This is a genomic window from Gluconobacter sp. (assembly GCF_047723935.1).
GTDB lineage: Bacteria > Pseudomonadota > Alphaproteobacteria > Acetobacterales > Acetobacteraceae > Gluconobacter.
In genome coordinates, this window is the sequence record NZ_JBDOBO010000026.1 from 1 (window position 1) to 13676 (window position 13676).

Annotated in this window: 10 protein-coding genes; all 10 read right to left on the minus strand. The window is 56.0% G+C overall.

Annotated elements, in window-relative coordinates:
* On the minus strand, positions 1–2524 hold a 2524-nt coding region (gene rpoB, locus ABF979_RS09915), incomplete at its 3' end, for a DNA-directed RNA polymerase subunit beta (RefSeq protein ID WP_415559497.1).
* Between the two features lie 241 nt (positions 2525–2765).
* Complete coding sequence (gene rplL / locus ABF979_RS09920; protein ID WP_064275059.1) at positions 2766–3137, minus strand: 50S ribosomal protein L7/L12; 372 nt, start codon at positions 3135–3137, stop codon at positions 2766–2768.
* Between the two features lie 66 nt (positions 3138–3203).
* On the minus strand, positions 3204–3722 hold the full coding sequence (gene rplJ / locus ABF979_RS09925) for a 50S ribosomal protein L10 (protein WP_046901171.1): 519 nt from the start codon (positions 3720–3722) through the stop codon (positions 3204–3206).
* Between the two features lie 312 nt (positions 3723–4034).
* Positions 4035–4727 carry a 50S ribosomal protein L1 gene (rplA, locus tag ABF979_RS09930; RefSeq protein ID WP_046901170.1) on the minus strand — a complete coding sequence of 231 codons (693 nt, stop codon included), beginning with the start codon at positions 4725–4727 and terminating at the stop codon, positions 4035–4037.
* Between the two features lie 4 nt (positions 4728–4731).
* Positions 4732–5166: a 50S ribosomal protein L11 gene (gene rplK, locus ABF979_RS09935; protein ID WP_046901169.1), complete on the minus strand. Its 435-nt coding sequence runs from the start codon at positions 5164–5166 to the stop codon at positions 4732–4734.
* A 107-nt stretch (positions 5167–5273) separates the two neighbouring features.
* Positions 5274–6902, minus strand: a complete 1629-nt coding sequence (locus ABF979_RS09940; RefSeq protein WP_415559499.1) for an efflux transporter outer membrane subunit — start codon at positions 6900–6902, stop codon at positions 5274–5276.
* Positions 6902–8191: an efflux RND transporter periplasmic adaptor subunit gene (locus ABF979_RS09945; RefSeq protein WP_415559501.1), complete on the minus strand. Its 1290-nt coding sequence runs from the start codon at positions 8189–8191 to the stop codon at positions 6902–6904. The genes ABF979_RS09940 and ABF979_RS09945 overlap by 1 nt, the downstream gene beginning before the upstream one ends.
* Positions 8188–11355: an efflux RND transporter permease subunit gene (locus ABF979_RS09950; RefSeq protein WP_415559503.1), complete on the minus strand. Its 3168-nt coding sequence runs from the start codon at positions 11353–11355 to the stop codon at positions 8188–8190. The genes ABF979_RS09945 and ABF979_RS09950 overlap by 4 nt, the downstream gene beginning before the upstream one ends.
* 170 nt (positions 11356–11525) lie before the next feature.
* Positions 11526–12950, minus strand: a complete 1425-nt coding sequence (locus ABF979_RS09955; protein WP_415559505.1) for a sensor histidine kinase — start codon at positions 12948–12950, stop codon at positions 11526–11528.
* The gene (locus ABF979_RS09960; protein ID WP_086632943.1) at positions 12937–13668 is read right to left on the minus strand and encodes a response regulator transcription factor; all 732 of its coding nucleotides are present in this window, start codon (positions 13666–13668) and stop codon (positions 12937–12939) included. The genes ABF979_RS09955 and ABF979_RS09960 overlap by 14 nt, the downstream gene beginning before the upstream one ends.
* Between the last annotated feature and the right edge of the window lie 8 nt (positions 13669–13676).

Here is a 13676-nt window from a genome sequence, read left to right on the forward strand (position 1 = left end):
AACCGTTCCAAGGCATGAACGCGACGAGCACGTTACGACCCAGAGCCAGTTCACCCAGTTCCGTGGACGGACCATCAGCAATGATGTCGCCAGCATGAACCGTATCGCCAACCTTCACCAGCGGGCGCTGGTTGATGCAGGTCGACTGGTTCGAACGCATGTACTTGCGAAGGCGATAGATATCGACGCCCTGAGTTGCACCGGCATCGTCGGTCGCGCGGACAACGATACGAGCACCATCGATCTGGTCGATAATACCGTCACGCTTGGCGACGATTGTCGCACCAGAGTCACGTGCAACGGCTGCTTCCATGCCCGTACCAACCAGTGGGGCATCAGCCTTCACCAGCGGAACGGCCTGACGCTGCATGTTCGCACCCATCAGGGCGCGGTTCGCGTCATCGTTCTCAAGAAACGGAATGAGAGCTGCCGCAACAGACACAAGCTGCTTCGGTGACACGTCGCAAGCCGTAACTTGCTCAGGCGGAACAACGCGGAAGTCGCCAGACTTACGAACCGAGACCAGTTCGTCCGTCAGATGACCGTCGGCGCTCTGCTTCGCATCGGCCTGTGCAACAACAAGCTTCTCTTCTTCCATGGCGGAAAGATATTTCCAGCCATCCTGAAGAATACCGTCCTTCACAAGACGATACGGTGTCTCAATGAAGCCGTATTTGTTGACCTTGGCATAGGTCGAGAGTGAGTTGATCAGACCAATATTCGGGCCTTCAGGCGTTTCAATTGGGCAGATACGACCGTAATGCGTCGGATGGACGTCACGAACTTCGAAGCCCGCACGTTCACGGGTTAGACCGCCCGGGCCAAGCGCCGAAAGACGGCGCTTATGCGTCACCTCGGAAAGCGGGTTTGTCTGATCCATGAACTGGCTAAGCTGCGACGACCCGAAGAACTCACGTACGGCAGCAGCCGCAGGCTTCGCGTTAATCAGATCATGCGGCATGACCGTATCGATGTCGACAGAGCCCATACGTTCGCGGATGGCGCGCTCCATACGCAGCAAGCCGACGCGATACTGGTTTTCCATCAGTTCGCCGACAGAGCGAACGCGACGGTTACCAAGGTTATCAATATCGTCGATCTGGCCACGACCATCCTTCAGATCGCACATGATCTTGATGGTACGCAGGATATCTTCCTTGCGCAGAACGCGCAGGGTATCCGGAGCGTCTACATCGAGACGCATGTTCATCTTGACACGACCAACAGACGAAAGGTCGTAGCGATCCTGGTCAAAGAACAGCCCGCGGAACATCGCTTCAGCGGTTTCCTTGGTCGGCGGCTCGCCTGGACGCATGATACGATAGATATCGATCAGTGCTTCGTCACGGCTCGTGTTCTTGTCAACTGAAAGCGTGTTGCGGATCCAGGGACCGTGCGAACCATCGATGGAAAGCGTTGGAAGCTCTGTAATTCCCAGCTCTTCAAGTGCTGCCAGACGGTCTTCCGTCAGCTCTTCACCCGCTTCGCCGTAAATTTCACCGGTGTTCTCGTTAACAAGATCATGGGCAAGGTAGCAGCCAAGAACGTCAAGACGCCCGACCTGGACCACACGGGTCTTTTCAGCGATCTTGCGAACCATGCGCGCTGTCAGCTTGGCATCGGCCTCTGCGACCACTTCACCGGTATCAGCGTCAACCAGTGGGCTCAGCAGCTTCTGGCCACGGAACGCATCAGGCTCGAACGGACGTGCCCAGCCATCACCCATGCGGGTGAACGTAACCATATCGTAGAAGTAGGACAGGATTTCATCCTGATCCATACCCCGGATGTCGAGACCTTCGACATCACCGCCCTCTGCGATCTTCTCTTCGCGCTGAGCGATATAGTTCGCACCCTCGAGAGCGTAAAGCAGCGTCGTGACTGGCAGCTTACGCTTACGATCGATACGGACGTAAATCAGGTCCTTTGCATCGAATTCGAAGTCCAGCCACGAACCACGATACGGAATCACACGGGCAGCAAAAAGATACTTGCCCGAAGAATGCGTCTTGCCCTTATCATGATCGAAGAAGACGCCCGGGCTACGATGCATCTGAGAAACGATGACACGCTCGGTACCATTGATAATAAAGGTGCCGTTATTGGTCATGAGCGGCATGTCGCCCATGTAAACCGGCTGTTCCTTCAGATCATGAATGGAGCGTGAACCTGTGTCTTCATCGATATCCCAAGTCGTAAGACGGAGGATAACCTTCAGCGGAGCTGCAAATGTCAGACCGCGCTGAATGCACTCTTCAACGTCATACTTCGGCTCTTCGAACTCGTAAGACACGAAGTCCAGACGACCGCGACCAGCAAAGTCATTGATTGGAAAAACCGAACGGAAGACTTCCTGCAGACCGGAGTTCTGACGGCTGTCAGGACTCACGTTTATTTGCAGGAACGCTTCGTAGGACGCGCGCTGCACATCGATCAGATTGGGCATCGGCGCAATTTCGGGAATGCGCCCGAAGCTTTTGCGGATCCTCTTGCGTCCCGTGAACGATTTGGTGATCGCGTTCATCTATCTTGCCCTCTGCACCAGACCTTCGAGTCGCCCGGGATTTCATTGTCAGACGAACGCCTGACACGACACGGACGACCGGAACGACCGGCTTTCAGTAATTTCAATACGTAGCGAGCCGCGTATTATACTCTTATTTCCACCAACGGCAAATCGGGCGGGAACCGCATGCGATCCCCGCCCTATCCGTCTGCTTTCGCAGAGGCCGCCCCTCAGAGAGGAAACGACCCGATCAAGTTGATTACTTGATTTCGACCTTGGCGCCGTTGTCTTCCAGGGTCTTCTTGATCTTCTCGGCTTCGTCCTTGGACACGCCTTCCTTGACGGTCTTCGGTGCGCCTTCAACCAGGTCCTTAGCTTCCTTGAGACCCAGACCCGTGATGCCACGGATTTCCTTAATCACGTTGATCTTCTTGTCGCCAGCAGCGGCCAGAACAACAGTGAACTCGGTCTGCTCTTCAGCAGGAGCTGCAGCAGCAGCCGGGCCAGCAGCAACAGCTACTGGAGCAGCAGCGGAAACGCCCCACTTCTCTTCGAGAAGCTTGGAAAGCTCAGCAGCTTCGAGAACGGTAAGAGCGGATAGCTCTTCAACAATCTTTGCCAGATCGGCCATGGTCTTATCCTACGTGATGCACTGTTTGATTGGGTTCAAATCTACGCCGCAGCGTTGATTTTACTCTTAGGCGGCTTCGCCGGTCTTGGCATAGGCGCCGAAGACGCGAGCAAGCTGGCCTGCCGGAGCCTGAACAACACCTGCGATACGCGTAGCGGGGGTCTGAATCATACCCACCAGCTTCGCACGCAGTTCGTCCAGAGACGGCAACTCGGCAAGTGTCTTGATTCCAGCGACGTCAAGCGTCTGGGAACCAAGGGAGCCACCGAGCACTACAAGCTTGTCATTCGTCTTGGCGAACTCGACGATCACCTTTGCAACTGCAACCGGGTCTTCAGACCAAGCCAGGGCCGTTGGCCCCTTGAGCAGCGGCGCGATGCCGTCGAATTGGGTCCCATCCAGAGCGCGGCTGGCCAGCCGGTTCTTCGCAACCTTATATGTCGCACCTGCCGCACGAATGCGTCGACGCAGCTCCGTCACATCAGCAACCGTCAGACCCTTGTTCTGGGTGACGACAACCATGGACGTGCTGTTGAACACATCGGCGAGGAACTCGACAAAGGCCCGCTTTTCCGTACGGTCCAAAACCTGTCTCCTCGTCAGTCCGGAACGATCCGGACCAAGTTACCCATGGGATACCCCCGTTTCCGGAAAATATCCCGCTCGCCTGTCCACAGAAGTGAGCGAACCCAGTGCATCTTGGCAAAGCCACTGAAACACTGGCGCCCCGCCTGACGCTCGCCACTCCATGAGAGGAGCATTTAAAGCACCAGAGGCGCTACGTGCGGTCTTGGACAGGTTTGGAAGCAATTCGCGAGCGAATTACCCCTACGCCACCATGCCGAAACATGGCGTCATTCCTTGTTGAGGGCTTTCTACAGAAAGCCCTCAATTCAATCAAGCCTCGAAGGAGGACACGTCAACGCGGACGCCCGGCCCCATCGTGGAAGACAGCGCTGCCTTCTTCATGTAGGTACCCTTGGCGCCAGACGGACGAGCCTTCTGAACGGCATCGACCAGAGCCTTGATGTTCTCAACCAGCTTAGCTTCATCGAAAGAAGCCTTACCAACACCAGCATGGATGATACCGGCTTTTTCAGCACGGTACTCAACCTGACCGGACTTGGCAGCCGTGATCGCACCCTTGACGTCCATCGTTACCGTGCCGAGACGCGGGTTCGGCATCAGGCCACGCGGACCAAGAACCTTACCGAGACGACCAACGAGAGCCATCATGTCAGGCGTTGCAATGCAGCGGTCGAAAGCGATTTCGCCAGCCTGGATCTTTTCAGCCAGGTCTTCTGCACCAACAACTTCTGCACCAGCTGCGAGAGCTTCTTCAGCCTTGGCGCCACGTGCGAACACGCCAACACGAAGTGTCTTGCCCGTGCCGTTCGGCAGGGAAATCAGACCACGAACCATCTGATCAGCATGACGCGGGTCAATACCAAGGTTCAGGGAGATTTCGATGGTCTCATCGAACTTTGCCTTGGCGTTGCTCTTCACCAGAGCAACAGCTTCGGAAAGGGCATATGGCTTGTTGCGCTCGACAGTAGCCTGCGCAGCATTCAGACGCTTGTTCTTGGCCATGATATCAGCCCTCCACCACGTTCAGGCCCATCGACTTCGCGGAGCCTGCGAGCATACGCACAGCGCCATCGAGATCGTTGGCGTTCATGTCCTTGAACTTCGTTTCAGCAATCTCGCGAAGCTGAGACGTCGTCACGGAACCAACAGCCGCAGCCTTACCAACCGTCTGGCTGCCCTTGGAAATCTTGGCGGCCTTCAGAAGGAAGTACGTGTTCGGCGGGGTCTTCGTGATGAAGGAGAACGTACGGTCTGCATACGCGGTGATAACCACCGGGATCGGCATACCTGGCTCAAGCTGCTGCGTCTTCGCGTTGAACTCTTTGCAGAACTGCATGATGTTCAGGCCGCGCTGACCCAGTGCCGGACCTACCGGCGGAGACGGGTTGGCTTTACCAGCCGGGATCTGAAGCTTGATGTAGCCAACAACTTTTTTGGCCATATCCGGGACTCCCCTGTTTGTCGTTCCCGAACCGCGGTGACAACGGAGTCGGACACAGCCGCCCCCTCCCGCGTTCGAAGTGAGGCGGTCCCCTAGACTGGTTTAGCCTAGCGCGTCAACCCTCCCCGCATATTTTTCGAGCCCTTGTCTCCACTCAGATCATTGTCAGCAGCAGACTCATGAGCATCAATTCCCGCAACAGGTGCGGGTTTGTGCAATCCTTCATACTGGAACGCACCAAACGGATCGATCTGCTTCACACCCGGCAGCTCACTGGTATCCCAGCCACCACCCAGAGAACGGACAAGCCGCACTGTGGCCTGTATCTGCGAGGTCTGCGTCTGAACCAGTCCTAACCGCGCCTGGAGCGCATCCTGCTGCGCTACGAGAGCATCCAGATAATTCGACAAGCCACCTGTATAGAGCGCCATGGTCATGCTCTGCGTCCGCAATGCAGCTTCGACGGCTCTTTGCTGTTGGTCCTGCGCGATCTTGTATTGCCCGCTCTGCGTCAGACCGTTTTCCACGTCCTGAAACGCTGACAGAACAACACCACGGTAGTCATCAACCGAGGCCCGGTACTGAGACCAGGCCCGCTGCAATGCGGCACGCCTTAACCCGCCCGTAAAGGCTGGCTCTACAGCCTGAACTGCAATTTTCCAGAATGCCCTGGAAATACTGGCAAGATCAAACCCGCCATCCTCAAAGCCCCCATCCGCGCTCAACGTAATATGCGGATAGAACGCTGCGCGTGATATGCCTATCGCCCGGGAGGCTGCGGCCATATGTCGTTCAGCTGATGCAATATCCGGACGCCGCTCCAGCAGGGACGACGGGAAGCCCGGATTTACCTTCACGACACCAAACCGCATTTTCACGTCGCGAACTGGCGCAATATGGAAACCCGCAGGCGCTGTATTCAGCAGCACGGCGATCGCATTTTCCATCACCCGCCGGTCTGCAACCAGAGTGCTCTGAGCGGCCATAGCTGAAAACAGCTGATTCTGGGCACGCGAAACGTCAAGCCCAGCACCAATGGCACCAGCCTGACGCAGCTCCGTAATTTCTACTGCGGCCTTAAAGTAATGGATTGAGTCTTCATAAACCGCATTCTGGGCATCAAGCCCTCGCAACGCAATATAATCGCTGGCGAGTTCCGCCTCCAGACTCAGCTTGGCTGACGCATATTCTGCGGCCGTTGCCTGAGCGAGATTTTTCTCCATCCGTGTTGAGTTACGGATGGAGTCCCAGAAATCCGGCTCCCAGGTTGCAGCACCGCTATAAGCCTGATTTGACTCATACACGAGCGACGAACTGGTTCTCGGGTTGTTATACAACCGCCCGACCGAGCCCTTGTTATAGCTCATATGAGCTGCACCGGTGAGTTGCGGATAGAGCTTGCTCTCCGCCTCGCGCGCAACGTCCCGGGCTTGGGTAAAGGCTTCTGCGGCGGCCTGCAGGTCCGGATTGACCTGCAGCATCCGCGTTTCCATCTCGTTCAGGATCGGGTCCTTGAACATCGTCCACCAGTCACTGCGGAGCGCATCATCCGCAGGACGGGCGTTGCCCATGACCCCCTTCCCTTCCCAGCCTTCCGGATAGAGGAATTTCTGAGGATGGTACTCTGGCGCCAGATTGCAGGACGCCAGACCGATGGACAGGACACCAGCCAAAGCCGTCGCCACATGACGGCGAGGCCTGGAGAAATATCCGCGCTTGCGATCAGTCAATCTCATCAACGGGATCCAGCCTCATCCGGATTGGCATCATGCGAACGCACAGATTTCTGGTCCTCTTCCTGCTGAGCCTTGGTCGGAATGTTATAGCCCGGTGTCGTTGGCACAACACGAACCTCATCCCCTTCCAGCAGATCAGCGGTCGGGTTGGCAATAAGCTGGTCATCCTTCGTGACACCACTCAGGATCTGCACAGTCGTCCCGAAGTTGATGCCAACGGTCACGCTGACCAGATGGACATGTCCGTTGATAACTTTGGCAACCTGCATTCCCTGGGCCCGGAAAATGATAGCGCCTTCAGGAAGAATCAAAATGTCAGGATTGCCGGGAGCAGCGATATGAGCCGTTGCGTAGGAATTCGGCCAGAGAAGATTGTCCTCATTCCCAATCGTCAATTCTGTCGTCACAGTTCGCGTAGACGCATTGAACGCATTTGCCGTTGCCAGGAACGTGGCGCGGAAGCGGCGCCCTGGATACTGAGGAACAGACAGATCAGCCGTAATTTTTGGCGAAATAACACTCGCAAAATCCTGCGGAACAGAGACGAAAACGCGCATTCGATGAACATCTGCCACCGAAAACAGCTCTGAGGCTGTTCCGCGTGAATTCACGTTTCCACCGCCCGCATTCACATAGTCGCCTACGTTCACCAGACGTGACGTCACGATTCCATCGAATGGAGCGACAATTTTCTTGAAGTCTTCCAGCGCCTGAAACCGCTCGACTTCATGCTCGGCAGCTTCCAGCTCAGCTTTCTGTGCCGCTGCATTTGCAGCCTGCACGTCCACTTCCTGCCGGGACACAGCCTGTGTCCCCTTCAGAGCGGTCCAGCGCTGCGTCGTGATAACGGCCAGGTTATAGCGCGCCAGTTTGACGTTATATTGCGCCTTGGCCGCCTGGAACTGGGCATCAATGCTTGGCGTATTGATTTCAGCCAGAACATCGCCACGCTTCACATGCGCGCCGTAGTCCTTGTACCACATCTTCACATAGCCGGAGACCTGAGCGTAAATCGGCGCTTCATACCAGGCCGCCAGATTGGCCGGCAGATCAACCTGACGCGTTTTCGGCCCAGGCTGCGGAGAAATCAGCGTTACCGGCGGAATGGCCGCTTCTTCAGTTACACCGCTGAGCGAATGATAGTGCACGCCTCTTTCAACGATCCCCCAGGCAGCCAGCACAATGGCAACCACCACGACACCAAGAAGAATCAATCTGTTCCGCACGGGTGATCCACTTTCCTGCCGGTTTCCCTGAGGCGTCTGCCCCTGTTCTGTCGGGTGGGTCACGCGCGGTCTCCTTCAGGCCCAGCAGGCCGCTTGTAATGCATTAGGGCAAAGACACAGGGAACGAACAGCAACGTTGCCACTGTTGCGATGAGCAGGCCACCAATCACGGCCTTACCCAGCGGAGCGTTCGAGGAATTACTGATCGACATCGGAATCATGCCGATCATCATGGCAAGCGCTGTCATCAGAACCGGGCGGATACGCTCATATCCCGCCTCCAGAGACGCCAGAAGAACATCACCGTGGTGATCCAGCCGCTCTCGCGCAAACGAGACGACAAGAATGGCATTGGCCGTAGCCGTTCCCATACACATGATCGCACCGGTCAATGCAGGCACAGACAATGGTGTGTGGGTCAGGAACAGGCTCCAGGAAATACCACCAAGCGCACCCGGCAACGCTGTGATGATCACGAACGGATCAAGCCAAGACTGAAAATTCACCACGATGATCAGGTAAACAAGAACGATGGACAGCGCGAGACCGCCAATCAGCTGCACATAGGCGTCATTCATGGTCACGGCCTGACCGCGCACCACTAGCGTTGATCCGTGCGGCAGGTCCTTACGCTCTCCCTCAACGACACGGTTCACTGCGCGCGACAGGGTACCAAGATCCGTCCCCTCTGGAGCTGCGTAAATATCGAAGACCGGCATGATATTGTAATGTGAGATTTCCGCAGGCGTACCGGTCTGAACCAGTTCGCTCAGGGCACCCAGCATCTGCGGGTTCTGGTTGGTCGGGTTGCCGTCGCCCTTGTCGATTGGAACAATTTCCAGATCATTCATGGTCTGAAGGTAGTTCGCAGGTGTCTGCACATCGATAAGCTGAGACGTCCCCTGAGCATTCAAGTAGTAAGTCTGCCCCACCTGCGCACTACCAGACAGCGTGACGAGAGCATTCAACGCAACATCCCGCTGTGTAATGCCTGTTCCCAGTGCAAAGCTTCGACGGTTGTTGATCAGCAACGTTGGCTGGGTCATCGGCTGCTGAACGGATACGTCCGTGATACCCGGAATATGGCGCAGCTTCTTGGCCAGATGCGTTGCAAAGGCAAAGTTGTTCTGCAGATCACGGCCCGAAATCTGAACGTCAATCGGCGCTGGCAGGCCGAAGTTTAGGATTTTGGCGGTCATGTCACCCGGCTGGAACGTAAAGATTGTTCCAGGAAACGCATCTGTCAGGCCCTTACGGACTTTCTGACGGTATTCCGGGATAGGGCTTTCATCATTCTTGAGCTGGATCGTGATGTCACAATCCTGCGCACCCGTTGTCGGTGACGGCACCATGGCCTGGTTCAACTGACTGAACGGCAAGCCACAGTTATTGACGACATTCTCGACCTGACCCGGCAGGATCTGCCGCAGGCGCTTTTCTGCCAGCCCGGCAATCTTACCCGTCTCTTCAATACGCGTACCAACCGGTGCGCGCATATGCATCTGAAGCGTACCGGATTTGATTTCCGGGAAGAAATCCTGCCCGACGAACAACAGCAGGGCCATGGACGCCACAGCCGCCAGAAGGAACATGGCAACAAATCGGCCGCGAATGGCGATCAGGCCAGACAGGATACCTTTGTAATGCTCGCGGAAGCTCGTAAACCGGGCTTCAAAGCCTCTCTGGAACCTGCCGAAAAAGCCTGGCTTACGATGATGCCACTCCGGATCGCGGTGCATCTTCACCTGCGCCGGAAGCAGCCAGTTCGCCATTGTCGGGACGAGGGTTCGTGAGAGAATGAAGGACGCAATCATCGCGAAGATGATGGCCTCGGCCATCGGCATGAAGAGCCAGCCGGAAACGCCCGTCAACTCGAAAAGCGGCAGCCAGACGATACAGATACAGGTTGTCGACACGAATGTCGGGATGACGATCTGATTGGCCGCATCAATGATGGCGTCTTCAAGCTCTTTTCCCATCTCAAGATGGGCATCGATATTCTCAATCATGACGGTCGCGTCATCGACAAGAATACCGACAGCCAGAGCAAGACCACCCAATGTCATGACGTTAATCGACTGCCCCGCAATACTGAGGCCGATCAACGAACAGAGCATGGCCAGCGGAATGGACGTCGCAACGATGACGGTAGAGCGCCAGGAACCAAGGAAGAGCAGAACTGTCAAACTGGTCAGGATCGCAGCGGTGATCATCTCACGCACCACGTCGAAAACCGACTCTTTCACGAAGCCTGACGCGTCCGTCAGCACGTTCAGAGTAGTGCCCGCCGGCAATGTAGCCTTGATCTGAGGCAGAAGCGCCTTCACGCCCGCGACGACCGAGAGGGTCGAGGCATCACCACTTTTCAGAATGACAATCAGAACGGCCTGCTGTCCCTTCACCAGAACAGCGTTGATCTGGGGAGGCCCTCCTCGATGCACCCACGCGACATCTCGCAGGTAGATAACAGAGTTCCCCACCTGCTTGATGGGCATTTTGTTGAAGACAGACAGATCAAGCGGAGTCGAGTTGGTCTTCACCATCCAGTCAATGGAACCGACCTTCTGATCACCAGCCGGCAGAACAATGTTCTGGCGGTTCAGCGCATTCGCAACGTCTTCGGGCGAAAGACGGTGAGCCTGAAGTTTGATCGGGTCGATATCGACCATGATGTCCGGCGCAAGACCACCGTATGGGTTTGGAATGGCCGCACCCGCGACCGGCACAAGCGCCGGGCGAATCAGGTTGGACGCCATGTTGTAGATTTCCGACCCGGACATGGTCGAATTATTGACCTGCAACGTCAGAACCGGAACGGAAGACGCATCCAGCGCGATGATCAACGGGGGCGTCGCCCCAGTCGGCATCTGCTTGATAACCGTCTGGGAAACAGACGTAATCTGCGTTTGCGCAACCGCAGTATTCGTTCCGGGCTGGAAGAAGACCTTGACGATGCCACGGCCGTAGTAAGACGAACTCTCAATATGCTCGATATTACTGACAGTCGCCGTTAGCGATCTTTCGTAATAATAAACAATACGACCTGACATGTCGTCTGGCATGAGCCCAGTATAGGACCAGACAATCGCAACAATAGGGATCTTGATTGAAGGAAAAACGTCCGTCGGCGTCGAAACAATCGCCCTGACCCCGAAAATCAGGATCATGATTGAAAGAACAACGAACGTATAAGGCCGCTTGAGGGCCGTTACGACGATGGCATTCATGCGTCTGCGATGCTCCCGTTCCTTGATGATCGGAGCTGCGCGATTACGTCAGTCTTTTTCAGTCTCAACGGGCGTCCCCTTTAAATTGAGACAAGTCATACCGGACACAGGAAGTGCGACAAGCAAAATTGAATTTAAGAAAGACCGGATTCAGGCATGAAACAGAAATGTCATGTAATACTGGCGCTACGCTCAGAGCCACTCCACCCTGAAAAATGGATCGTAAATACTGATCCTGCCAGTTCCTGATTGGGCCGGAACGCACTGATTTTCAGCGTTGCCCCATGCAAATGCAGAATTGCAGATACAAGACTCAAACCAAGACCACTTCCCGGAATGTGACGACTTTTGTCTGAACGGTAGAATCGCCCCAATACGGCGCCCCGCTCTTCTTCCGCAATCCCGATGCCCGTGTCATGCACCTGAAGCCAGGCACAGCCCTGCTCGTCCTGCCCAACCATCAATCCAACATCCCCACCGGGAGGCGTAAACTTGATGGCATTGTCCACAAGATTCGCCAGAACCTCATTCAGGAGATCCATATCTCCATACAGTGGGATTGCGCGATCTGCCCCTTCAACAGTTAGTGCCAGTCCACCAGCCTCGGCAATCGGCTCATAGAGATCTGCGATACCCGCAACCAGCTCCGACAGATCCATTGTTGTGAAACCTGCCTGCCGGCGTCCGTTCTCAATTTCACCGATACGCAGCAGCGCTGTAATCACAGAAAAGCACTGATCCAGATCCTGCGTGGCCCGCAGGATGATGGACTTGAGGTGAACAGGATCATCTGACGAAGAGAGCGCTCGCTCCAACCGCGCCCGCACACGTGCCAGCGGAGTCCTAAGATCGTGCGCAATATCGTTGCCAACATCGCGAATTTCATCGAGCAGATGTTCAAGCCGATCCAGCATCCGGTTCACCGCGCCAGCAAGACGCTCGATATCATCCCACTCGCGCCCGGCGGGCAAACGCTCATGCAGATCGCCCGCCATGATCCGTTCAATGGCCTGCCGCATCTCCTTGACCCGCGCCAAGGCCCGATGACTGAGAAACAATCCCGCCAGCAGCGCAAACAGCACCATTGGCACCAGTGAAATCAACGCAGCCCGCTTGATGATGTACCGAAGCTCATCCGCCATATGCATGGAGCGGGCAAGGACCAGAATCCGATCCCCTGCTCCGCCACCCGGCCCCGGAACTTCTATCGCCAGATATCGCATCTCATAGGGCGTGTCCCCCGGAGGCGCGACTTTGAGACGACGCGTCCGGTTAGACACCTCCAGCCCTTCAGGCCAGCGACGAATGTCACCAACAATACGGTTGTGATTCAGGTCGAACAGGCCAGCGCCATTCAAAATGACACGCAGGTCTGTCTTGCTTCGTTCCCGGACGACGTCTTCCAGACGCTCAGGTGTCTCCTGAACGAGAAGGGCTGCCTCACGCCGGAGCAGATCGCTGGAACGAGCACTTTCGTAACCGTTCATCTGGGCATAGACGAGCAGGAACTGCATCGTGATGCCGCCGATCATCGCCACCACGAATGCCAGTGTCAGCCGGAACGTGGCTGTCCGGAAAATGTCAGTCCGATACACGCAGACTGAACCCCGCGCCCCGGATGCTATGGATCAGCGGCGTTTCGCCCTGAAGATCAATCTTCCTGCGCAACTTGCCGATATGCACGTCCACCAGATTGGTCTGTGGCACAAAGCGGTAGTTCCAAACGTCCTCAAGCAGCATCGTTCGGGTCAGAACGGTGCCCGGGCGGCGCATCATGTATTCCAGAAGACGAAACTCACGCGGCAGAAGCTCAACGTCCCGGCCACTGCGAGACACCTTGCGCTCAATCAGGTCCATCTCAAGGGGACCAACCCGCAGAACCGTTACCCGGCTATCCGTGGGACGCCGCAGCAGGGCCTCCAATCGGGCGGCAAGCTCTTCCATGGCGAACGGTTTTGTAAGGTAGTCGTCACCGCCAGCCTTCAAGCCATTCACACGGTCATCAACTGCGGACAATGCGGAAAGAACCAGAACTGGAAGCGTGATTTTCTGGCGGCGCAGGGCCTCGATAACACTCAGGCCGTCCATCTCAGGCAACATACGATCAACGACCATCAGGTCATATTGACCGGACTGGGCAGCTTCGAGGCCCAGAATGCCATTATCGACCCACGTCACATCATAACCGCGCGTCTTAAGCTCCTCGGAGACTTCCGACGCAATACTTTCATCGTCCTCAATCAGCAGGAGACGAATGACAGGCTCAATCGGGCGGGAGACCGCCTCGTGCTCAGGTACGGGCATCATGCTCATAACTGTCA